This is a genomic window from Acetitomaculum ruminis DSM 5522 (genome assembly GCF_900112085.1).
Taxonomy (GTDB): domain Bacteria; phylum Bacillota; class Clostridia; order Lachnospirales; family Lachnospiraceae; genus Acetitomaculum; species Acetitomaculum ruminis.
This window is the reverse complement of record NZ_FOJY01000004.1, coordinates 77,390-99,866: the sequence shown is the minus strand read 5'-3', so window position 1 is coordinate 99,866 and position 22,477 is coordinate 77,390. Positions and strand designations below refer to the sequence as shown.

The following is a 22,477-nucleotide window of genomic DNA, read 5'->3' as shown; positions in this document are numbered from 1 at the left end:
AGGAGGTGAGAGTATGCGTGTTACGAATACAATGATTCAAAACAATTCCAAGACAATGATTGGAAACAACAAGTTTAATGTTGATAAATATAATACTCAGTTACAGACTCAAAAAAAGATACAGACTCCTTCAGAAGACCCGGTAGTAGCAATCAGGGCTTTAAGGCTTAGAAGTACCGTAAGCAGAATAGAACAATTTTACGATAAGAACATACCGGATGCTACTTCTTGGATGGAGGTTACCGAAACTGCTCTTATTAACATGGAAAAAATTATTGAACGCTTATATACCCAGTGTGTAAGCGGATCAAATGATCCTTTAACAGACGATGAAAGAAATGCTATTTTAAAAGAACTTCAAGGTTTTCAATATCAGATATATGATGAATTAAATGCTGACGATGGTGGAAGAACTCTTTTTACCGGTTATAAAACAGATACAAAATTCACCTTTGATGATAATGATGGTAAATATACCAATTATGAGATAAAAGAAACCTTTACAGGTGAGGATATAAGCCACGAATATTACATAACAAATAATCAGCAGGTAACTTATGGAACTATCAAAGACAGTGTAGAAAATCCTGAAATGCTTACAGTTGAAAGAATTAGACTTGCCTATACTGATCTTGAATGTAATCTGGATAGTTCAGGAAGTACTACAGATTATGTGGACAGGGACGGTCAGACAGTTTCTATAGAAAACTACGAAAGCATGACATTAAATTATGTGGACGAATCCGGTAATTCCCAGGTTTTGGATGTTGAAACAATGTCAATAAATACATTTGAAAAAAATAATGTAAATTCTGACCTGATATATCAGCCGCCTGCAGGAAAAGCATATTTTATTCCGGAAACAGGAGAGATTGTTCTGGCATCTGATGTGGCTACAACATTAAAATCTGCTACATCCATAGAATTTACTTATTCTAAGACCGGATTTAATGACGGAGAGGTAAGACCGGAGATGTATTTTGACTGTACAAAGACAGAATATGATATAAATGGCACCCAGGTAGGGGATCCGGTGGAGTATACCAAGGTTGAAAATGACATAAATTATTCAGTGGGATTTAATCAGAAAATGACCATAAATGTTGAAGGCTCCAATGTTTTTGCGGCAGATATGGAAAAAGATATCGATGAGCTGATAAATGCGCTAACCTACTCTTATGCTGCAGAAAAAAAGGTTAACGATATTAAAAAAATGCTTGAGGATAATGATTATGCATCTGAAGAGGATCAGCAAAAATTAAATGAAATGCTTTCAGCAGCCAAAAGAGAACAGGATTATGCTGATGAAAGAATGCATAAAATGTTTTCAGAAGGCGTGACAAAATATCAAGAATACTTAAAAGATGTAAATATAGCAGTTACAGATATAGGAAGCAGGTCAAAGAGGCTTGACACCACCAAGTCCAGAGTATTAAGTCAAAAGGAGGTTTATAAAGAGCTTCAGACAAAGAATGAAGATAGAGAAATAAGTGATATTATCATTGACTATACTGCATCTTATACAGCTTATCAGGCTTCATTGCAGGCAACAAGCAAGGCATTGAATACCTCACTTTTGGACTATATCTAAATAAAAAATAAGGAGAGCTATAAATGAAGGCACAAACAAGATTATTTGGGGAAATTGACATAGGTGAAGACAAAATCATTACATTTAAGGATGGAATGATAGGTTTGCCGGAATACAAAAGATATACATTGATATATGACCTGGATAAAAAAGATACAGGTATGATTAAATGGCTTCAGTCTTTAGATGATAAGGATGTGGCATTTCCGGTAATAGATCCTTCGCTTGTTATAAAGGGTTATGAACCGTTTTTAGACTTGGATATTCTTTCTGACGATGAGGATGTGAAAGCGGATAATATAATAGTTTTAGTTACATTAACAGCACCAAAGGATATTACAAAACTGTCTGTAAATCTGCGTGCTCCAATATTTATTAATTCCAGTACTTTAAATGCTGCCCAATGCATACAAAATGACAATTCTTTCCCAATTAAGTATTATATATATGATATAATAAAGCCTGAAAGTAAGACAGAATAATTACTGATTGAGAAAGGTGAAAACGATGCTTGCATTAACTAGAAAAAAGAACGAATCTATAATAATTAATAATAATATAGAAATAACCGTGCTTGAAATAAAAGGGGATCAGATAAAAATAGGAATTAAGGCACCAAGAGATATACCGGTATATCGTAAAGAAGTTTATTTACAGATTCAGGCTTCTAACAAGGATTCTCTTGAACAGGAAGGACTTGACGATCTTAGAAATCTTTTGGGATTAAAAGGATAATTTAGTTATAAAGATTAAAAACAAATTAAATCTTTTGGTCACACGGAGTTGTAACTTAAGAAGTTGCGTCAAAATGCCGATACTAACGATAGAACGTTAATAATAGTCAGGCACATGGAGGTGGTGATAATGGAAATGGAGACCCTTAGTATGTTAAACAGCCGGGTTTACAATACTGATACGGGTTCGAAGTCTTCAAAATCAGTTGAAAGGCCAGCTCATGGTAGAAAATATGAAAAAGAAACAGGAACTTTTAATCTTTTGGATACTATAGAGCAAACGGTCATCGACAGGCAAAATGAAGGAAAGACAACTAATACCAATGATGTTTTAAAGAAAGCCGTTGAAAAGATAAACGAGAGCATGGAGAATACACAGACAAAGACTGTATTTAGTGTTCACGAAGAAACTGACAGAATATCTATTAAGATTGTAAATAAAAAGAGTAATGAAGTCGTCAAGGAGTATCCGCCTGAGGAACTACTAGACATGTACGCTAAAGCTCTTGAGTTGGCTGGTATAATCGTTGACGAGCAGGGATAGGAGGATACATATGTCTCAGATACGTGTGACAGGACTGAATTCCGGACTTGATACAGAAAGCCTGGTTCAGGCTCTGGTTTCAGGATATAGTTACAAGAAAACCAAATATGTTAAGGCACAGACAAAGCTTTCCTGGAAGCAGGATGCGTGGAAGTCCTTAAATACTGAAATATACAGCTTTTATTCAACCAGCTTAAGTAATATGCGTTTCAGTTCTGCTTATAATTCCAAAAAAGCATCGAGTTCAGATTCTACAAAGGCTTCTATTTCAGCAAGTTCAAATGCTGTAGTTGGAACTCATACACTGGATATTATAAATACAGCAAAGACAGGATACTTAACTGGTTCAAAACTTGATTCATCAATTAATGAAAATTCTACCTTAAGCGATCTGGGTTATACCGGTTCAACTACAGAACTTACAGTTAAAATCGGTGGTGAAGAGAAAAAAATAGCTTTATATGCATCAAACAAAGTCAGTGATGTAGTTGCAAGCTTAAAGAATCTTGGATTAAATGCATCCTATGATTCAACAAACAACAGATTTTTCATAAATTCAAAAGAGTCAGGCGAAGCTGCCAACTTTGAATTATCATCAGACTCCCTTGAGGGAAATAAACTTCTTAGCAAATTAGGACTTTTATACGGAGTTGATGATGATACAAAAGCGTGGTCTGCATATACAGATGATGAACTTGAAGACATGGTTACAGCAGCAATAGCTACTGATAATACTCTTGATCATGATGAATTACTTGAAAGCTATAAGGCAAGGCGAGATGAAGCAAAACAAAAAGCAGATCTTGTTAACGAGGATGCAGCTAAAATAGATGGTGAGGATGCAAAAATTGTTTTGGATAATGCAACTTATACCTCATCCACAAATGCATTTTCTGTTAACGGACTCACCGTTGAAGCTACAGATGTTACCACAAGCACATTGAAAATTAATGTTGGACTTGATACAGATAAAATTTATGATTCAATAAAATCATTTATTACATCCTATAATACTCTTGTAAATAAGATGGACAAGCTTTACAATGCTGCATCATCAAAAGATTACGAGCCTTTGACAGATGAAGAAAAGGAATCTTTATCAGATGATGAAGTTGAAAAGTGGGAAACAAAAATCAAGGATGCTTTATTAAGAAGGGATTCAACTCTTAATGGTGTAACTCAGGCCATGACTATGGCTATGGCAAAGACATACGAAATAGATGGAAAAGAATATTCTTTATCAAGCTTTGGTATTTCTACAATGAGTTACTTTACAGCAGCTGAGAATGAAAAACATGCATTCCACATTGATGGTGATGCTGATGACTCTTCTACATCAAATAATCAGGATAAATTAAAAGCAGCAATAGCTACTGATCCTGAAAAGGTTTCATCCTTCTTCTCACAGCTGGTTAAAGGATTGTATTCAGCCCTTGATGACAAGATGAAAAAGACAGAGCTTAGTAGTGCTTATACCGTCTATAATGATAAAGAGTTGGATAAAGAATATACAAATTATACTAAGTTGATTGACAAGTGGGAAGACAAGATTCAGTACTATGAGGATTATTATTACAGCAAGTTTACGGCTATGGAAAAAGCCCTGGCAAAACTGAATTCAAATTCATCCTCATTAGCAGGTCTTTTGGGTACTGGTAATTAAAATGTTCTATGGGGGTTATGAAGAACTCATATGTGCTTTCGAAGCTTGTAGTTAAAAACGGAGGTACTAAACAAAATTAGGAGGTTTTATGATATGGCTAAAAACCCATATGCAGCATATAAAAATAATCAGATTCTCACAGCTTCTCCAAAGGAGCTTACCTTAATGCTTTACGAAGGAGCAATCAAATTTACAAATATAGCTATTAAGGCTATAAATGAGAATGATATAGAAACAGCACACAATAATATAGTAAAAGTAGAAAACATCATTGGGGAATTTGTAGCTACATTGGATCACAGATATCCTGTAGCCAAGGACTTTGAGAATGTCTACAATTATCTCATGGAAAGATTACTACAGGCAAATATGAAAAAAGATGTAGAGATTTTAGAGGAAGTTTTAAGACACTTAAGAACCATGAGAGATGCCTGGAAGGAAGTTATGAAGGCAAATACCAATTCCGTTTCCCAGGTATCATAATAAAAAAATAAGTGATATAATATGGGAAAGTTCGTCAAAAGACGGACTTTCTCTTAATTTGAACGCAGTGTAAGCAATCCCCCGCTTCAAAAGCGTAAGCTTTAAGCGGGGGTATAAGCTTACTAGTGTCAGAAGGGGTTAAAGCCCCTTCTGACAGGTGGCACAAAGTGCCACTGCGTTCATGAGGAAGTAGCGAAGCGGATTCCGAATGTCCGCTTTACTATATTCCGTTTTCATACAGAAAGTAAAGCGGATTTCGAATATAATTTAAAAAAATAAGGAGGTTTTTTATGGCAGGGGATGTTAAGACTTATCTGAACATTTTAATTGACAGTTCAAAAAAGAAAATCAATGTATTAAATAGCATAATTGATATGGAGGAAAAGCAAAAAAAGATTTTTAAGACAGATCTTTTTGATGAAGATGCCTTAAGCGAGAATCTTAAAGAAAAAGAGAATCTCATTGCGGAATTAAACATTTTAGATGCCGGCTTTGAAGATGTATATGACATAATAAAAGACGAGGTAACTACAAATCCACAAAATTATGCAGATTCCATAGGCGAGTTAAAGCAACTTATTAAAGATATAGTGGGAAAGATAGTAGAAGTAAGGGCACTTGAAGGAGAAAATAAAACAAAGGCTGAAGAGCATTTTTCAAAAATGAGAACAAGAGTTAAAAAATCAAGAATGAGTAAAAATGTCGCATCACATTACTATAAAAGTGCCTCAAAATTAAAAAATGTAGACTCTCAGTTTATAGATAAATGGAAATAATAAATTATAAAAAATAGTATATCCAAGAAATAATTTCCTCCCTGATATAGACTTTTTTTCCTTTAGAGATTATACTAATTGATATGTCAGTGAAGGAGGAAATAAAAATATATGTGCGGAATTATTGGATATACAGGCACAAGACAGGCCGCCGGTCTTTTGATAAAGGGTCTGGCAAGTCTGGAATACAGAGGATATGATAGCGCCGGTGTTGCTATAGCAGGCGGCGATTCTAAAGATATAAATATTTATAAATGTGTAGGTAAAGTTGCAAATTTAAGAGAAAAAGTTGAAAATGCAGCACCAAAAGGTACTTGTGGAATCGGTCATACAAGATGGGCTACACATGGTGGTGTTACGGATGTGAATGCACATCCTCATCGAGTAGGAAAGGTTACCGTAACTCATAACGGTATTATCGAAAATTTCAAAGAACTTATAAAAGCATATAATTTAGCAGACAAATTAGTATCAGGTACAGATACTGAGGTAGCCTGCGCTGTAATAAATAATTTTTACAACGAAACAGAAAATATAGAAGAAGCTTTAGTAAAAGCGGTAGATGAATTCAAGGGAACCTACTCTTTTACGGTTTTAGTAGAGGATGAGCCAGGAGCTATCTATGCTGTCAGAAATGTAAGCCCGGTAGTTGTTGCAAAGGGCGAGGACGGCTGCGTATTGGCATCAGACATTACTGCATTGACACCTTTTTCAAAGGAATATTTTGTATTGCCTGAAGAAACAGTGTTAAAGCTTACAAAAGATGAGATTACAGTAAAAGACTTTAATGGAAATGAAGTTGAACCGGAATATTGTGAAATTGACTGGGATGTTAATGCAGCAAGCAAAAACGGCTATCCTTTCTTTATGGAAAAAGAAATAGCAGAGCAGCCAAAAGCTATTAAAGATACCATTGAGGCCAGAATTACAGACGATATTGTGGATTTTTCAAAGGATGGAATACCTGAGGAGGTATTTAAGAATTTCCAGAGATTATATTTTATTGGATGTGGTACTGCTATGCATTCAGGTCTTGTAGGAAAAAGCCTTTTACAGCAGTTTGCAGGGGCATATTCCAATGTTGAAATAGCATCAGAATTTATCTATGACAATCCTGTTTTGGATGAAAACACTTTAGTTATTGCTATTTCCCAGTCGGGAGAAACAATAGATACTTTAGAGGCGGTTAAGATGGCTAAAAAGATGAAAGCCACTACCATTTCTATTATAAATGTCAGGGAATCTTCCATTGCCAAGGCTTCTGATTATGTCATTTATACAAATGCAGGCCCGGAAATCGCAGTTGCCAGCACAAAGGCTTACTCGGTTCAGGTTGCGGTTATGTATCTTTTAACAGTTCAAATCGCTATGATAAATGGAAAAATGACCTTGGAAGAAGGAAAGGCATTTATCAAAAAATTAAGAAAAATACCGGATGTAGTAGAAGAAGCAGTTAAAAACAGAGAGACAATACATAATATTTCAAGAAAAATAATTGAAGCAAAAGATCTTTTTATGTTAGGTAGAGGCCTTGATTATTCTGCAATACTAGAGGGCTCTTTAAAATTAAAAGAGATTTCTTACATTCATTCAGAGGCTTATTCCTCAGGAGAAATAAAACATGGAACCATTGCGCTTATTACCCAGGATACACCGGTAATAGCAGTGGTAACCCAGAACAAATTAGCTTCAAAAGAACTTTCAAATGCTATTGAGGTTCGTTCTCGTGGAGCTAAGGTTATACTCTTTGTCAAGGATGGAATCAAACTTGAAAACGAAGAAGAATGGTATGAAGTAGTACGCTTAAGGGATGTATCAGATGAATTTATGATTTTCCCTGTTACAGTGGCTTTACAGCTTCTTGCTTATTACACATCTTTAGACAAGGGACTTGATGTAGACAAACCAAGAAACCTTGCTAAAGTTGTTACAGTAGAATAATTAATAAAAGCAAAGAATTTTAAGAGTTTTTTGCAAAGATTTAGGTCTGCCAGCAGTCTGCAAAAAAGCATACTTGTTGGCAGCTTGTAGTTTATTATCGGAGGAGAAAAAATGGGAAAAATAATATTAACAGGTGACAGACCTACAGGAAAACTCCATGTTGGACATTATGTAGGCTCCCTTAGAAGAAGAGTAGAACTTCAAAATTCAGGAGAATTTGAGAAGATATATATAATGATTGCGGATACTCAGGCTCTTACGGATAATGCTGAGAATCCTGAAAAAATCAGACAAAATATTATAGAAGTTGCCCTTGATTATCTTTCAGCGGGACTTGATCCTGAAAAATCAATCCTTTTCATTCAGTCACAGGTTCCACAGCTTACAGAACTTACAATGTTTTATATGAATCTGGTAACAGTTTCAAGACTTCAAAGAAATCCGACAGTAAAAAGTGAAATTCAAATGAGAAATTTTGAAACAAGTATTCCGGTAGGATTTTATTGTTATCCTATAAGTCAGGCTTCAGATATTACCGCATTTAAGGCAACTACCGTTCCTGCCGGGGAAGACCAGGAGCCAATGGTAGAGCAAACCAGAGAAATAGTCAGAAAATTCAATTCAGTATATGGGGAAACTTTAGTCGAGCCGGAGATTCTTCTTCCGGATAATGATGCCTGCTTAAGACTTCCAGGAACAGATGGAAAAGCCAAGATGAGTAAATCCCTTGGAAACTGTATATATCTGTCTGAAACAGCAGACGAGGTTAAGAAAAAAGTAATGTCTATGTATACAGATCCTGACCATTTAAGAGTGGAAGACCCGGGAAAAGTAGAAGGAAATACAGTATTTACATATCTTGATGCCTTTTGTAAAGATGAATATTTTGAAGAATTTTTACCGGATTATGCAAATCTTGATGAATTAAAGGCTCATTATAGAAGAGGTGGACTTGGAGATGTTAAGGTAAAAAAATTCCTTATAAAAGTTCTCAATGCTGAGCTTGAGCCTATTAGAAAAAGAAGAGCAGAATATGAAAAAGATATTGCATATGTTTATGAAATTCTTAAAAAAGGAAGCGAAACAGCAAGAGAAGTTGCCCAAAAGACTTTGGATGATGTAAAAGCTGCAATGAAAATTAATTACTTTGAAGATGAGGAACTAATTGCTTATCATATTAAAAAATATCAGTAAAATTGAATTATTTTGTGAAAAAGGTATTGACACACTAAAGCGTTAATGTTAATATAAGTCAAGATAGTTGACCAATATTAATTAAAGACTACGAAAGGGAATATTAGAATATTTTTAAGTTACAGAGAGCTGTTGGTTGCTGCGAAACAGTACGATGAAATATTTGAACTCGCCCCGGAGTTTCCGGTTGAATTACAGTAGATTTGGACGGTTTCCCACCGTTATATGGGATAGACATGAAGGTGTCTTATAAGAGCGTGTTTTAGAGCACGAAAACAGAGTGGTACCGCGGATTATTTCGTCCCTGTATAAAAGTATTTTTATGCAGGGGCTTTTTTATTTTTGAAAACGTAAAAAAGGAAGGAGAAGAAAAAAATGAACAGTTACGAAAAATACCAGATATCCTATTTTATGCCTGAAAAACCAACCTATGAGTGGGTGAAAAAAGACCATATAGACAAAGCTCCAATATGGTGCAGTGTAGATTTAAGGGATGGAAACCAGGCACTTATTGAGCCAATGAGCTTAGATGAAAAATTGGAATTTTTCAAAATGCTTGTAGAAATAGGTTTTAAGGAAATAGAAATAGGATTTCCTGCTGCATCGGATACAGAGTACAAATTTGCCAGAACTCTTATTGAAAACAATATGATTCCTGATGATGTTACAATACAGGTTCTTACCCAGGCAAGAGAGCATATTATTAAAAAGACCTTCGAAGCAGTTAAAGGTGCGCCTCATGCTGTTATACATCTTTATAATTCCACCTCGGTAGCCCAAAGGGAGCAGGTATTTAAAAAGAGTAAAGAAGAGGTAAAACAAATTGCCATAGACGGGGCAAAACTTTTAAACGATTTGGCACAAAAAGCAGAGGGAGATTTTTCCTTTGAATATTCACCGGAAAGTTTTCCGGGAACTGAAGTAGAATATGCAGTGGAGGTTTGTAATGCGGTTTTGGATGTATGGAAACCTACAAAAGAACATAAGGCTATTATAAACATACCTACAACAGTAGAAATAGCCATGCCCCATGTATTTGCAACTCAGGTAGAGACCATTAACAAAACTCTTAAATACAGAGAGGGAGTAGTATTATCTCTCCATCCACATAATGACAGAGGATGCGGTATAAGCGACGCGGAGCTTGGTTTACTGGCAGGAGCAGACAGAATAGAGGGAACCTTATTTGGAAACGGGGAAAGAACCGGTAATGTTGATATAGTAACCCTGGCTATGAATATGGTTTCTCACGGCGTTGATTCAAAGCTTGATTTTTCAGATATTACAAAAATAGGTGAAACCTATGAGCGTTTAACCAGAATGAAAATATATGAAAGATCACCTTACGGTGGAGCACTGGTATTTACAGCTTTTTCCGGTTCACATCAGGATGCTATTTCAAAAGGATTTGCCTACAGAAAAGAAAATATGGATAAGCCATGGTCTGTTCCATATCTTCCGATTGACCCTAAGGATTTGGGAAGAGAATATGACGGAGATGTTATAAGGATTAATTCTCAATCAGGAAAAGGCGGAGTCAGCTATATTCTTGAGCACAATTTTGGTATGGCAGTGCCAAAACAGATGCAGTCAGATGTTGGATATACAATGAAGGGTGTATCCGATAAAGAACACGCAGAACTTGATCCTGAAAGAGTATATGAAATCTTTATGGATAAATATGTTAATCCTGCTACAACCTTTACTATTCCGGAGTTTCACTTTAAACAGGTGGATGGTATTATAGCAGATGTTACCATTTTAAATGATGAGCATAAAATCAATGTATCCGCTAATGGAAACGGTCGTCTTGATGCTGTAAGCAATGCCATAAAACAATGCTTTAATATAAGTTACGAGCTTTCAATTTACGAAGAACATGCTCTTACAAAAGGTTCATCCTCCAAAGCCGTAACTTACGTGGGAATAAGCTATAAGGGTACAAAACACTGGGGAGTAGGTATTGATGAAGATATTATTAAATCATCAGTTAACGCTCTTTGCGTAGCGGTAAATCAGATTCCTGATCTTAAAAGCGGTGAGGCAGGAGATGAAAGACTTATTGAAATGATGAATTATATTCAGGAAAACTATAAAACCGTTACATTAGAGGATGTAGCTGAAAAATTCGGACTTTCAAAGCCATATATTTCCAAATACATAAAGAAAAAATCAGGAAATACATTTGTGGAAAATGTTCAGAAAATTCGCCTGAAAAAAGCCAGTACAATGCTTAAAAACGGAAATATGAGTGTTGAAAAAATAGCAGAAGCAACAGGTTATCCAAGTGCAGAACACTTCACCAGAGTTTTTAAGAAAAAATATGGTATGACACCTATTTCATATAGAAATTTTGATGAGAAAAAAGCTAATTAAAAAATAACAATGGGTCTACTCTTAATTTAAAGGGTAGACCCGTTTTAGTTGTTACATATATCAGAGGATTACCTAAAACACTAAAACAACAAACGATGGATGTGTATATACGGTAGATATGGATTTAGAGAAAAAATATGACACAGTAAGTGTATTAGAGCTTTTTATCGAAAAATATAACTAATCATCGAAGATGGAAGAGATATTTCAATCATCCATAAATATCTTAACGTGTGAGTGAATAATAATCTTGTAAGAAAATATAAAAAACATACAAGGAAAAAGCTTGACAATATATATAATAAAAAATAATACAATTTAATATGATCATAAAACAATGTATTCCTGTACAATGAGAATGGATTAATACAGTACTATTTGAAAAAATGTGACAGTGATTATTGCGACAAAACAGAGTCAAGAAAATGTTGTGAGTACGATTTTGCTTTATTGATACTCGATGTTGTAGTAGAATTAAAAAAGAATGTATAACCGTTATTGGTTAAGATAAGACGTATACATTGTTATCTGTTATAGAATAATAATTAATAGATCACTTATTCAAATTAATAAAAGAACATGACTGATTTTTGCAACAAAATTTCTACAAAAAAACATAAAAATTTATACATATATATAACATTAATGACACAGGTGTTAAATTTAAGCGGAGTATCAACATTTGCTTAATGATTTTCTATATTATAATAATTGTAGATGAAATTTGTTGATGAATTAAACCATGCATTGATTATGTTACTGTGATGTTGTGAGATTTTATTAAAAAATATTTTTGATTGTTGACGAAATAAAGACGGAGTGTTATACTTAGAAAGAAAAATGGAGGTGAATAAAATGAAGTTTAACTTTGATTGGAATTACGTGTCATCAGGTGCTCCATATGTAACGATTAGCGAGTTGAGTTTGGGGTGTAACACACCAGCTATATCGATGTTGGGAAATCCAGAAGAGGTTGTTGTTGGATTTGATGAGCAGCAGCTAACGATTGGAATAAAAGATGCTAAAGGAATGGAAGGTGCAAAACCTTATAAGTTCTACAGCAGAATAAAAAATGGATGGGTACGCATTGGGTGTAAGGATTTTATAAAATATCTTTCAACGATTACAGGTATTAGTTTTTCACCGGCGAAACGATATGTTGCTCAATTTGATCTAGAAGAACAGATTTTATTTATAAAGATAGAAAAGGAGGGAGAATAAAAAACGATAACGCAAAGCAAAATAAATAAAACAAAAGCACATCAGTAACTACGGCAATAGTTATAATGCGCTTAAGTCTTGTGCTATAATGAGCACCACATACACATTCATTATAGCACATCCTCGGCTTATTGCAAATATTTTTGAAGTCTAGGGTGTATTTTTGTACCCTAATTTAAATAAAAAGGAGATGGTTATAATGAATTTATTTGAATTGTCAGAATATTTATATTCTTATCTTTTAAATCAAGGAGTAAAATTTTCGGATGAAGGATATCCTATAATTACAGAAGATATGATTATAAGAGAAATGCCGGATGAAGTATGTCCTTTGGGCAAAACATCGGCTGTAAAGAATAAAAAGAGGTCAATGTTAGTTTCTTTTAATAATGATGAAGAGATTTATAAAAAACTACTATCATTAGATAAGGATATAGACAAATACTTAGAATTTAAGGCTTTTGGTGGCTTTGATTTAAGTCCAAGAATAAACTGGGATTTAAACTTGCAAAAATTTAATATTGCTTTAAACATGATGGCAGATGTGTATTTAGCTCTTCATGGTGTGAAGCTTATACCAAACTTTAGGACTGGATGCCTTGATACGGTGGATATGTTAGCATTGTATCCAACAAATTCATGGTTTACAGTTGGAGTTTTGGGCTGCAGTAACGGTCATATTAAAATCAATGAAATGTATTTGCGTACAAAACTAATTATTACAAATCCGGAAATGTTAATTTTCTATGGAAAATTAAAGAAGGAATATTCAGATATATTAGATGAATATGGAGTACAATATAAAGTGTTTACCGACTATCAACGAATTAGTCGAGGAGAGAAGGTGAAATAATGTCAGATGCAAAAACAGACTACTCTAATTTAGTTGCTTTTCAAAAAGATGTATCAACGAGAGATTCTATTATCGCAGATTTAATCCAGCAAGGCTACGCTAGGAAATCTTTATATGGAGATCAGTGGGAAACCGTGGATATTAATGATGTTGTTTCTGTAGTTGCTCCAGGTGCAAAACCAGTGATTGCTGGAGGTAAAATTATTTATTATAGCAAAGATGGAACAAAAGCGGTTGTTGCGGATATAAGTGGATATCTAAGAGTGCAGGATTTAACACATAAAGGCAGAAAACCTAAATATTTAGATAAAAATGGAAAAGAAGCATACAATAAAATTACTGATAAGGGTAAAATGGTTGGAAAAACAAAGACTGAATTTAATAGGACAACACATTATATTATCAAAAAAAGAAAATGAGGTGGTTGGAATGTTTGTATACTATATTAATGTACCTCTAAATGAGGAAGGCGTGAGAGAATTAGACAATCTAGATAAAAATATTTCAAATGTTGCTACTTTTGAATTGAATGAACAAGAGTATAATTATCTTCGCAAACCGTTAGGTCTGTTCTCTAAATTTGACAAGAATTTTGGAACAATAATTGATGTGTGTGAAGAAGAGAGAATTATATATGATGATCTTGACAAAGCTATTGGTTTAGTACAGAAAGAAAGAAAAAAATTAAAAGAGCCGGAAGAAAAAAAAGCTTTAGATATTGTAGAAGATTCTCTAAAATTGGCTCAAAAATCGAAGACATTTTGGGAAATAGATATATTTCTTGGAGGATATCAAAATGAGTAAATACATATATCAAAAGTTTCTACTGAATTGTGAATATGAAAAGATAAATTTGTCAGATTATCCAATCACAACAAAAAATCTTATGGAAGTTCCAAATTTTGGAGAAGATTATTGTATATTTGATATTGGAAAAGAGATTGTGCGTAAAATTTCATTGAGTACTATGGATGAAACGATAGATACGGAAGATGACTGGAATAATTTTGAAAAGAAGTTGGAGAATATAGATTTACTTATTATAACCGGCATAAGCAAAAAATATAATAATCCAATAGTTCAAGCATATCGTGTTGCAACCGTAAAGGCATACCTATTTAGATTTTCGATGCTATCGATAAAAGTAGAGATTTGTTAATACAAATGAGAAAAGATGCAATAAACTTATATCAATAAAGTGAAAGTAGCAAACTTAGACGCCCCGTATTCACAAATTCATGTTAAAAAAATGTGATAATTTGAGAAGCGGTGTATACGGAGCTGTATGTACAGTGTTGTGGGTAGGAGGTAGATAAAATTATTATCTACCTCCTACCCGTTTAAATTATTTTTCTAAAGTCTCATTCATACTTCCTGTCCTGTAACCTAAAAGGTCCATAGCTATGTAGGAAAAACCATATTCTTTGAATTGTTTGTAAATATTTTCCCTGTATTTAAGCAATGCTTCAAATTCAGAAGGAAGAATTTCAATCCTTGCCAGTTTATCGTGAATCCGGACTCTGACCTGACTAAAACCATAATCCAACAAAAGCTGTTCAGCCTTATCAACCATTGAAAGCTTGCTTTCAGTTATTTCCTCGCCATAGGCAAAACGGGAAGAAAGGCAGGCAAAGGATTGTTTATTCCAAGTAGGAAGACCAAAAACATGGGAAATATCCCGGATTTCCTTTTTATTAAGTTTTACATGTCTTAATGGACTTAATACATGTAATTCAGCTATGGCCTGAAGTCCTGGTCTGTAATCCCCCAAATCATCCATATTTGAGCCCTCAGCCACATTACTGATATTGTTTTTTAGGGCAATAGTTTGTATTTTTTTAAAAAGCTCATATTTACAAAGATAGCATCTGTTTACGGGATTTTTGGAAAAACCTTCAATCTTAAGTTCTTCGGATTCCACAGTTACATGTCTGATGCCTTCTTTTTTACAAAAATCAATGGCTTCATTAAGCTCTCGTTTAGGAAAAGTATGGGATGTGGCAGTAACTGCCAGCACATTGTTTCCCAAAACAGTATGAGCTGTCTTTAATAAAAAAGTAGAATCAACACCGCCGGAAAAGGCAATGGCGACACTTTTAAGGCTTTTGAGATATTTTTTCAAATCTTCAAACTTATTTTTTTCATCTTCTGATATGGCTATTTCTTCTAATAGGTCAGTCATACTTCCTCCTTTTTTTATGTGCTAAAAACGCAGGACCAAGACGACTTAATCCTGCGTTTTAAATTCTAGCATGCCTTATTTGTAAATAAATCTAGTTTAAAGGACATTAATATATATTCTCTGATTTTTGACTCATTAAAGTCATCATCAGAAATTTCTTTTATCTTTTTAAGACGATAAAGAAGGGAATTTCGGTGAATTCCAAGACTTTCCGCCGTTTTAACAAGGTTTCTTTCATGAACCAGATATTGATAAAGAGTGTTATAAAGGTCAGCCTTGTTGGCAAGGTCATATTCCTTTAGGGAATTAACAATAGGGTGCATAATTATAGTATTTGAATTAGTACGGATAATGTCATAGATATAATCCATGATATAATCCTCGCAAAATACTATATCTCCAACCTTTCTTCTACTGTATTTAATGGCAATACTTGTTTGATTATAGTATTTTCTAAAATCCAAAATATCTTTAAAAGTAGAACTTACACCGCAGCAGTAGTTAGAATTTTCAATAATCTGATTCAGCTGGGTTTTTAAGGTTTCCATAGGTGTAATTCTTAAATTGGCAATGAGAACTATGGAAAATTCATGTATTATAAGATATGAATCCGGAACAGTAAGACCTATATTGTTTAACTGCTTCATTAAAATATTGGCAGAACTGTTTGGAACGGATAATCTTGCTACAATCTTATCATCAGATTCTCGCCAGCCAATCTGATTAAGATGTCTTACCGCATCTTCTCTTGAAATATTTTTGTTTTCAATAAGATCTTTAAAGATAGATGCCTCGGCTCTCATGGAAATATGTTCGGAATTATATCTTATCCAATAGGCAACAATATCTCCTAAAGTAGAAGCAAGCTGTAAGCGTCCTTCTGAAATCTTATGATGCTGTTCCACAACCAGTACCTGACCTAAAAACTTTTTGAAATTAAAGACATTAGAAATAATAAGCCTGTTTTCGAAATCAGGGAAATTCGCTATAAATGCGGCATTAACGCTGTCATTATTTTGAAGACCGGTGCGGACACAGGTAAATTTGGAAAGAGAATTCTGTCTTTCCATAAGAATTGATTTTAAGTCCTTTGAAAAAGGCTCCTTTTCAAAATTGGCTGAATATGACAAAACCTTATAAGAAGCATCACAAATAATAACGGACTCATCGAATAATTCTGAACTAATGTCAATGATTTCCTGTAAAGTACTGTTGTGCTCAATGGAACCGGTAAGATCATCTGCCCATTTATTATAAAAATCAAAGGCTGAAAAAATCTCATTTAAAACCATATCAATGTCATTAGTATCCAGCAAAAGCATGTCGTGCTCATGAACACAAATAACGCCATCTCCACCGCTGCCAATAAAATCCTGGGCGCGTCCAAGATAAACATTTTGTTTTTCCATCTTTTGCTCCGGATGATACAACCTTACCCCTCTTAAAGATTGTTCACCGTGTTTGATGTAAATTATCGGATTGTACTTCCAAAGCCAATCAGCTAAAATCCACATGCTAAGTTTCATACTGATACCCTCCACCATATTAAATTTACTAAATTTTTTATCAATTAATTTAACTATTATTACTATAGTATCTTTAGCACAAAATGTCAAAAGAAATCGTCAAAAAATGCAAAAAAAACAAAAAAAAATACAGAATAAGCAGAATTGTAAAATTATGTAAATTTTTTAGTGGTAAATATGTTGAAAAAAAGATGCTAAATGAATAAAAATAATCAATTTTTTTGGAAGGGAATTTGTACTCAAAGTCTAAAAATCAAATAAAAATAGGTACAATGAGTACAAAAAATAATAATTGTAATTAAAATGCCCCGTATAGTAAAAAAATATTCTACACAGAAAATGTTAAAGAAAATAAAAAATTACCCGATGAGTTTTCGCTTAAAAGAGGATTCTTTACAGGATTTATAATTTACTTTAAAATTAATTTACCATAAATAAAACCGGAGGATAAAGAAATGTATTTAAAATTAATTTCCTGCAAGATAATTACAAGAGAAATATCATCCCTTGTGGCAGGGTCAAAAAATGTCATAGATATAACCTATATTAAACAAGATTTTCATAATAAACCGGCTGTTTTAAAGGATATTATTCAGGCAGAGATAGACCGTATTGATGAGGATGCAGACTGTCATACCAATGACCTTAAAGAAAATGATTTAAAGGCCATTCTTATAGGATATGGACTTTGCTCAAATGCCACAGTAGGTTTAAAAAGTAAAAAATATCCTTTGGTTATTCCAAAGGCTCATGATTGTTCAACCTTTTTTCTAGGCTCAAAGGAAAGGTATAAAGAATATTTTGAAAATTGTGGTGGTTCATATTTTTATTCTCAGGGATTTTTGGATATGGGAGCCACGAATAATGACGAAAAGCATTTAGCGATGTTAAGAGAAGAATATATGGAAAAATTTGAAGATGAAGATACTGTGGAATATCTTATTTCCATGGAAAAAGATATGTTAAAAAACTATAATTGTGCTACCTATGTATATTGGGATGAAACCCGGCTTGAAGGATCTAGGGAAATAGTGATGGATATAGCTGCAAAAAAAGGCTGGGATTTTCGTGAAATGAAAGGCGAAAACACTTTATTAAAAGCTTTAATCGAAGGTCCTTGGGATGAAGACAAATTTGTTATTGTCCCTCCTGGAAGTGAAATGACCCCTTCGTTTGATGAAGAAATTATGAAACTTAAAGAAAAATAAGATATAGACAAAAAACAGACGATACTCTTAATGTAGGAAAAATACCTGCATTAAGAGTTTTTTGTGGAATTATCAGGTTTAATATAATTGGTTATTAAAGAAAATCGCTATATAATATATTAAAGAAAAGACGGTGAAATTTAATAATTTTTACTATGAGTTTCGTCTTATTTTCTGATAAATCATGCATTGCCAAATGGTGTAATATGATTTAGTATAGTAAAACGTAAGCAAAATAATAACCGGATAAAGTGGAGGATAAAAATGAGTAAAGTAAAAAGACTCTATGTTGAAAAAAAATCACCATACGCCGTTATGGCCGGAAAACTCTTCGGACAGATCGAGGATTTTTTAGGACTTCAAAACGTTGAAAGCGTAAGAATTCTTATTAGGTATGACATTGAAAATGTATCGGATGAGGTTTTTGAAAAGGCTAAAAATTCAGTCTTTTGTGAACCGAATGTTGATTATTTATATGAAGAAAAATTTGATTACGATGGAAAGATTTTTTCCACAGAATATCTTCCTGGTCAGTTCGACCAGAGGGCTGATTCAGCCATGCAGTGTGTGAAACTTCTGGATGAGAACGAAGATCCGGTTATCAAAACTGCTACAACTTACGTAATAAAGGGTGATGTCAGTGATGAACAACTGGAAAAAATCAAATCCCTTTGTTTAAATCCTGTTGATTCAAGAGAATGTGGCGAAGAAAAGCCTGAAACATTAATTACCGTATATGATGAGCCTGAGGATATTAAATATCTTGAAGGTTTTAATGACAAATCTGAAGAGGAACTTAGAAAATTATATGAGTCCCTTTCTCTGGCAATGACCTATAATGATTTTGAATATATAAGAGACTGCTTTAAAACGGTAGAAAAAAGAGTGCCAACTATTACAGAAATAAAGGTGCTTGATACTTATTGGTCAGACCATTGCCGACATACAACATTTTCCACAGAAATTATAGATGTATTTTTTGGTGAAGGCGATTACAAAAAGCTTTTGGTAGAAGCCTTTAATAATTATATGAAAGACAGAGATGAAATCTACAAAGACACAGATGGTAAATTTATCTGTCTTATGGAGATGGCTTTACTTGCAGCTAAAAAGCTTAAAAAAGAGAACATCTTAACAGATGTGGAAGAATCAGATGAGATAAATGCCTGCAGTATTGTTGTTCCTGTAAAGGTTGACGGAGAAGAAGAAGAATGGCTTATAAGCTTTAAGAATGAAACCCATAACCATCCGACAGAAATAGAGCCTTTTGGTGGTGCTGCTACTTGTCTTGGAGGTGCCATAAGAGATCCTCTCTCAGGAAGAGCATATGTATATCAGGCTATGCGTATTACAGGAGCCGCAGATCCTACATTACCAATGGAAAAGACTCTTGAAGGAAAGCTTCCTCAAAAGAAAATCGTACAGGATGCTGCTCATGGATACAGCTCCTATGGAAATCAGATCGGACTTGCAACAGGTTATGTTAAGGAAATTTATCATCCTGGTTATGTTGCAAAAAGAATGGAAATCGGTGCCGTAATGGGTGCTTCCAGAAGAAAAAATGTAATGAGACTTACCTCTGATCCGGGGGATATTATTGTATTACTTGGTGGAAGAACAGGCCGTGATGGTATCGGAGGAGCTACCGGTTCTTCAAAGGTACATACTACATCATCTATTGAAACTTGTGGAGCAGAAGTACAAAAAGGTAATGCTCCTACAGAAAGAAAACTTCAAAGATTATTCAGAAGAAGCGAAGTAAGCCGCATAATTAAAAAATGTAATGACTTTGGTGCAGGTGGTGTATCTGTTGCCATTGGCGAGCTTGCTGACGGACTTGAAATTGATCTTGATAAAGTTCCTAAAAAATATGCAGGACTTGATGGAACTGAGCTTGCTGTTTCAGAATCCCAGGAGAGAATGGCAGTTGTTATTGCCCCTGAAAATGTTGATGAATTCATGAAATATGCTGCCCAGGAAAACCTTGAAGCTACAATAGTTGCAAAGGTTACCCAATCTCCAAGACTTGTTATGAAGTGGAGAGGAAAAGAAATAGTAAACTTAAGCAGAAGATTTCTTGATACTAACGGAGTTCATCAGGAAACAGAAATTTTTGTTGACATTCCATCAAGAAAAGACAGTATTTTCTACAACGGTAAAAAAGAAATTACTAAAGAATATTTCTTAAATGCTGTTTCAGACCTTAATGAGTGTTCACAAAAAGGTCTTGTGGAAATGTTTGATGCCTCTATTGGAGCAGCATCAGTAACCATGCCTTATGGAGGAAAATACCAGCTTACCCCTACTTTGGCCATGGTAGCAAAATTACCTATAGATAAAGGAGAGTCAGATACAGTAACCATGATGAGTTACGGATTTGACCCGTATATTTCATCTTGGAGTCCATATCATGGTGCAATTTACGCAGTTACAGATTCAATTGCAAAAATTGTGGCAACAGGTGGAGATTATAGAAAAATTCATTTCTCCTTCCAGGAATATTTTAGAAGCATGACAGGAGACCCTGAAAGATGGAGTCAGCCATTTACAGCACTTTTAGGTGCCTATGATGCTCAGATAGGCTTTGGACTTGGTGCAATAGGTGGAAAAGACTCTATGTCAGGAACCTTTAATGATATAGATGTACCGCCGACTTTAGTTTCATTTGCAGTGGATGTTGCAGACAAAAACAATGTTGTAACTCCTGAATTAAAAGGTGTTGGACATAAATTAATGCTTTTCACCTTTAAGAAAAACGAGTTCGATGTTCCTGTATATGAAGATGCTAAGAAAATGTATTCAGAGTTTTTCGAACTGGTTAAAAAGAAAGTTATCAAGGCTTCGTATGTACCGGACAGAAACGGAATTACACCGGCTGTTTTTGATATGGCAATCGGAAACAAAATCGGTGTAAAATTTGACGAAGATATAGATGAAAGTCTATTTTACAGTCCTTTAAACGGTTCTATAATCGCTGAAATTGAAGAAGAGGGAATTAATGAGCTTAATATTCCATTTATTGAAATTGGTGAAACAATTGAAAAACCTGCTCTTATTTATAATAATATAGAGATTGCTTTGGAAGAGGCTATTTCTTCCTGGAAAAAACCTCTTGAAAAAATATTCCCTTCTATTTCTCACAAGGCAGAGGATAAGAAGATAGACATTCCGGTTTTTGAGACAAAAGATATTTACATTTGCAAAAATAAAGTAGCAAAGCCAAAGGTATTTATCCCAGTATTTCCTGGAACAAACTGTGAATATGACAGTGCAAAGGCATTTGAAAACGCAGGCGCAGAGGTTTCCATAAATGTATTTAAAAATCTTTCAGCAAAGGATATAAGAGATTCTGTAGAAGCATTCTCAAAGGGAATAAAAGAAGCTCAGATAGTAATGTTCCCTGGAGGATTCAGTGCAGGAGATGAACCGGAGGGTTCAGCAAAATTCTTTGCCACAGCCTTTAGAAATGAAAAGATTAAAGAGGCTATAGAAGGACTTATAAATGAAAGAGATGGTCTTGTATTAGGTATATGTAACGGTTTCCAGGCACTTATAAAATTAGGCCTTGTTCCTTTTGGAAAAATAGTTCCACAAAGTGCTGATGCACCTACACTTACTTACAATACCGTAGGTCGTCATATTTCAAAAATGGCATACTTAAAAGTAGTTAGCAATAAGTCTCCATGGCTTAAAAATGCTACAAACGGTGGTGTTTATGTAAATCCTGTTTCCCATGGAGAGGGAAGATTTGTAGCAAATGATGAATGGCTTAAAAAGCTCGTGGAAAACGGTCAGGTTGCAACAGTTTATTCAGACCAGACAGGAAATGTTTCAATGGATGAGGAATATAATGTAAACGGTTCATACCTTTCAATTGAAGGTATAACAAGTCCTGACGGAAGAATTTACGGAAAAATGGCACATTCCGAAAGACGCGGTGATAGCGTTGCTGTAAACATCGAAGGAAATCAAAATCTTGAGTTATTTAAATCAGGAGTTGAATATTTTAGATAGTTTTATAAAAGCACATCTTGCGGGAATATTCATTACATATTAATGTTCAAAATGGCCATACTTTAAAAAGTATGGCCATTTTTCTTGCATTTTAAAAAAGAGATAAAGAAAATTGTCGAATCATCTACCAGAAAAAGGCGTGTGTTTTTTACGAAACAGTATTGTAAAAAG

19 protein-coding genes and 1 other annotated feature are annotated in these 22,477 nt (G+C 34.2%); of the genes, 17 read left to right on the top strand and 2 right to left on the bottom strand.

Going from position 1 to position 22,477, the window contains the following annotated elements:
• The first annotated feature begins 13 nt into the window (after positions 1–13).
• The 15 genes from flgL (at position 14) to BM153_RS03530 (ending at position 14,535) form a co-directional block, all read left to right on the top strand.
• Positions 14–1,591 (top strand): flagellar hook-associated protein FlgL, encoded by a 1,578-nt coding sequence (flgL, locus tag BM153_RS03600; protein ID WP_092870849.1) that lies wholly within the window; start codon positions 14–16, stop codon positions 1,589–1,591.
• 23 nt (positions 1,592–1,614) lie between these two features.
• Positions 1,615–2,073 (top strand): flagellar assembly protein FliW, encoded by a 459-nt coding sequence (gene fliW / locus BM153_RS03595; RefSeq protein WP_092870847.1) that lies wholly within the window; start codon positions 1,615–1,617, stop codon positions 2,071–2,073.
• A gap of 25 nt (positions 2,074–2,098) precedes the next feature.
• Entirely contained in the window at positions 2,099–2,326 is a 228-nt protein-coding gene (gene csrA, locus BM153_RS03590) for a carbon storage regulator CsrA (protein WP_092870845.1), read from the top strand.
• Between the two features lie 129 nt (positions 2,327–2,455).
• Complete coding sequence (locus BM153_RS03585; protein ID WP_177205565.1) at positions 2,456–2,869, top strand: flagellar protein FlaG; 414 nt, start codon at positions 2,456–2,458, stop codon at positions 2,867–2,869.
• Between the two features lie 10 nt (positions 2,870–2,879).
• The gene (gene fliD / locus BM153_RS03580) at positions 2,880–4,532 is read left to right on the top strand and encodes a flagellar filament capping protein FliD (protein WP_092870841.1); all 1,653 of its coding nucleotides are present in this window, start codon (positions 2,880–2,882) and stop codon (positions 4,530–4,532) included.
• A 93-nt stretch (positions 4,533–4,625) separates the two neighbouring features.
• Positions 4,626–5,015, top strand: a complete 390-nt coding sequence (fliS, locus tag BM153_RS03575; RefSeq protein ID WP_092870839.1) for a flagellar export chaperone FliS — start codon at positions 4,626–4,628, stop codon at positions 5,013–5,015.
• Between the two features lie 290 nt (positions 5,016–5,305).
• On the top strand, positions 5,306–5,791 hold the full coding sequence (locus BM153_RS03570) for a hypothetical protein (protein WP_092870837.1): 486 nt from the start codon (positions 5,306–5,308) through the stop codon (positions 5,789–5,791).
• A gap of 111 nt (positions 5,792–5,902) precedes the next feature.
• Positions 5,903–7,732, top strand: a complete 1,830-nt coding sequence (gene glmS, locus BM153_RS03565; RefSeq protein ID WP_092870834.1) for a glutamine--fructose-6-phosphate transaminase (isomerizing) — start codon at positions 5,903–5,905, stop codon at positions 7,730–7,732.
• A 111-nt stretch (positions 7,733–7,843) separates the two neighbouring features.
• Positions 7,844–8,926, top strand: coding sequence for a tryptophan--tRNA ligase (gene trpS / locus BM153_RS03560; RefSeq protein WP_092870833.1), 1,083 nt, complete (start codon positions 7,844–7,846; stop codon positions 8,924–8,926).
• Between the two features lie 81 nt (positions 8,927–9,007).
• Positions 9,008–9,235, top strand: a binding site (T-box leader).
• A gap of 66 nt (positions 9,236–9,301) precedes the next feature.
• A complete protein-coding gene (locus tag BM153_RS03555; protein ID WP_092870831.1) occupies positions 9,302–11,302 on the top strand; it encodes a 2-isopropylmalate synthase in 2,001 nt (666 codons plus the stop codon).
• Between the two features lie 855 nt (positions 11,303–12,157).
• Entirely contained in the window at positions 12,158–12,523 is a 366-nt protein-coding gene (locus tag BM153_RS03550) for a hypothetical protein (protein ID WP_092870829.1), read from the top strand.
• Between the two features lie 199 nt (positions 12,524–12,722).
• Positions 12,723–13,376, top strand: a complete 654-nt coding sequence (locus tag BM153_RS03545) for a DUF4417 domain-containing protein (protein WP_092870827.1) — start codon at positions 12,723–12,725, stop codon at positions 13,374–13,376.
• Positions 13,376–13,795 carry a hypothetical protein gene (locus tag BM153_RS03540; protein ID WP_092870824.1) on the top strand — a complete coding sequence of 140 codons (420 nt, stop codon included), beginning with the start codon at positions 13,376–13,378 and terminating at the stop codon, positions 13,793–13,795. Before BM153_RS03545 ends, BM153_RS03540 begins: the two co-directional genes overlap by 1 nt.
• Positions 13,734–14,180: a hypothetical protein gene (locus tag BM153_RS03535; RefSeq protein ID WP_177205564.1), complete on the top strand. Its 447-nt coding sequence runs from the start codon at positions 13,734–13,736 to the stop codon at positions 14,178–14,180. Before BM153_RS03540 ends, BM153_RS03535 begins: the two co-directional genes overlap by 62 nt.
• Positions 14,173–14,535: a hypothetical protein gene (locus BM153_RS03530; protein WP_092870820.1), complete on the top strand. Its 363-nt coding sequence runs from the start codon at positions 14,173–14,175 to the stop codon at positions 14,533–14,535. The genes BM153_RS03535 and BM153_RS03530 overlap by 8 nt, the downstream gene beginning before the upstream one ends.
• A gap of 186 nt (positions 14,536–14,721) precedes the next feature.
• Here the strand turns inward: BM153_RS03530 and larE are convergent, their stop codons facing one another.
• The gene (gene larE / locus BM153_RS03525; protein ID WP_092870818.1) at positions 14,722–15,558 is read right to left on the bottom strand and encodes an ATP-dependent sacrificial sulfur transferase LarE; all 837 of its coding nucleotides are present in this window, start codon (positions 15,556–15,558) and stop codon (positions 14,722–14,724) included.
• Positions 15,559–15,623: 65 nt separating this feature from the next.
• Positions 15,624–17,084, bottom strand: coding sequence for a PucR family transcriptional regulator (locus BM153_RS03520; RefSeq protein WP_177205563.1), 1,461 nt, complete (start codon positions 17,082–17,084; stop codon positions 15,624–15,626).
• A 455-nt stretch (positions 17,085–17,539) separates the two neighbouring features.
• Between BM153_RS03520 and BM153_RS03515 the strand changes: the two genes are divergently transcribed.
• The gene (locus tag BM153_RS03515) at positions 17,540–18,292 is read left to right on the top strand and encodes a DUF1638 domain-containing protein (RefSeq protein ID WP_092870814.1); all 753 of its coding nucleotides are present in this window, start codon (positions 17,540–17,542) and stop codon (positions 18,290–18,292) included.
• Between the two features lie 264 nt (positions 18,293–18,556).
• Positions 18,557–22,306, top strand: a complete 3,750-nt coding sequence (locus tag BM153_RS03510; RefSeq protein ID WP_092870812.1) for a phosphoribosylformylglycinamidine synthase — start codon at positions 18,557–18,559, stop codon at positions 22,304–22,306.
• The last annotated feature ends 171 nt before the right edge of the window (positions 22,307–22,477 follow it).

What these genes read in the sequence shown, in the direction of transcription:
- trpS (WP_092870833.1), top strand. Translation starts at nt 7,844, where the DNA reads ATGGGAAAAATAATATTAACAGGTGACAGACCTACAGGAAAACTCCAT.
- BM153_RS03550 (WP_092870829.1), top strand. Translation starts at nt 12,158, where the DNA reads ATGAAGTTTAACTTTGATTGGAATTACGTGTCATCAGGTGCTCCATAT.
- BM153_RS03545 (WP_092870827.1), top strand. Translation starts at nt 12,723, where the DNA reads ATGAATTTATTTGAATTGTCAGAATATTTATATTCTTATCTTTTAAAT.
- BM153_RS03540 (WP_092870824.1), top strand. Translation starts at nt 13,376, where the DNA reads ATGTCAGATGCAAAAACAGACTACTCTAATTTAGTTGCTTTTCAAAAA.
- BM153_RS03530 (WP_092870820.1), top strand. Translation starts at nt 14,173, where the DNA reads ATGAGTAAATACATATATCAAAAGTTTCTACTGAATTGTGAATATGAA.
- BM153_RS03520 (WP_177205563.1), bottom strand. Translation starts at nt 17,084, where the DNA reads ATGAAACTTAGCATGTGGATTTTAGCTGATTGGCTTTGGAAGTACAAT.
- fliW (WP_092870847.1), top strand. Translation starts at nt 1,615, where the DNA reads ATGAAGGCACAAACAAGATTATTTGGGGAAATTGACATAGGTGAAGAC.
- BM153_RS03555 (WP_092870831.1), top strand. Translation starts at nt 9,302, where the DNA reads ATGAACAGTTACGAAAAATACCAGATATCCTATTTTATGCCTGAAAAA.
- flgL (WP_092870849.1), top strand. Translation starts at nt 14, where the DNA reads ATGCGTGTTACGAATACAATGATTCAAAACAATTCCAAGACAATGATT.
- BM153_RS03570 (WP_092870837.1), top strand. Translation starts at nt 5,306, where the DNA reads ATGGCAGGGGATGTTAAGACTTATCTGAACATTTTAATTGACAGTTCA.
- BM153_RS03510 (WP_092870812.1), top strand. Translation starts at nt 18,557, where the DNA reads ATGAGTAAAGTAAAAAGACTCTATGTTGAAAAAAAATCACCATACGCC.
- csrA (WP_092870845.1), top strand. Translation starts at nt 2,099, where the DNA reads ATGCTTGCATTAACTAGAAAAAAGAACGAATCTATAATAATTAATAAT.
- BM153_RS03585 (WP_177205565.1), top strand. Translation starts at nt 2,456, where the DNA reads ATGGAAATGGAGACCCTTAGTATGTTAAACAGCCGGGTTTACAATACT.
- larE (WP_092870818.1), bottom strand. Translation starts at nt 15,558, where the DNA reads ATGACTGACCTATTAGAAGAAATAGCCATATCAGAAGATGAAAAAAAT.
- fliS (WP_092870839.1), top strand. Translation starts at nt 4,626, where the DNA reads ATGGCTAAAAACCCATATGCAGCATATAAAAATAATCAGATTCTCACA.
- fliD (WP_092870841.1), top strand. Translation starts at nt 2,880, where the DNA reads ATGTCTCAGATACGTGTGACAGGACTGAATTCCGGACTTGATACAGAA.
- glmS (WP_092870834.1), top strand. Translation starts at nt 5,903, where the DNA reads ATGTGCGGAATTATTGGATATACAGGCACAAGACAGGCCGCCGGTCTT.
- BM153_RS03515 (WP_092870814.1), top strand. Translation starts at nt 17,540, where the DNA reads ATGTATTTAAAATTAATTTCCTGCAAGATAATTACAAGAGAAATATCA.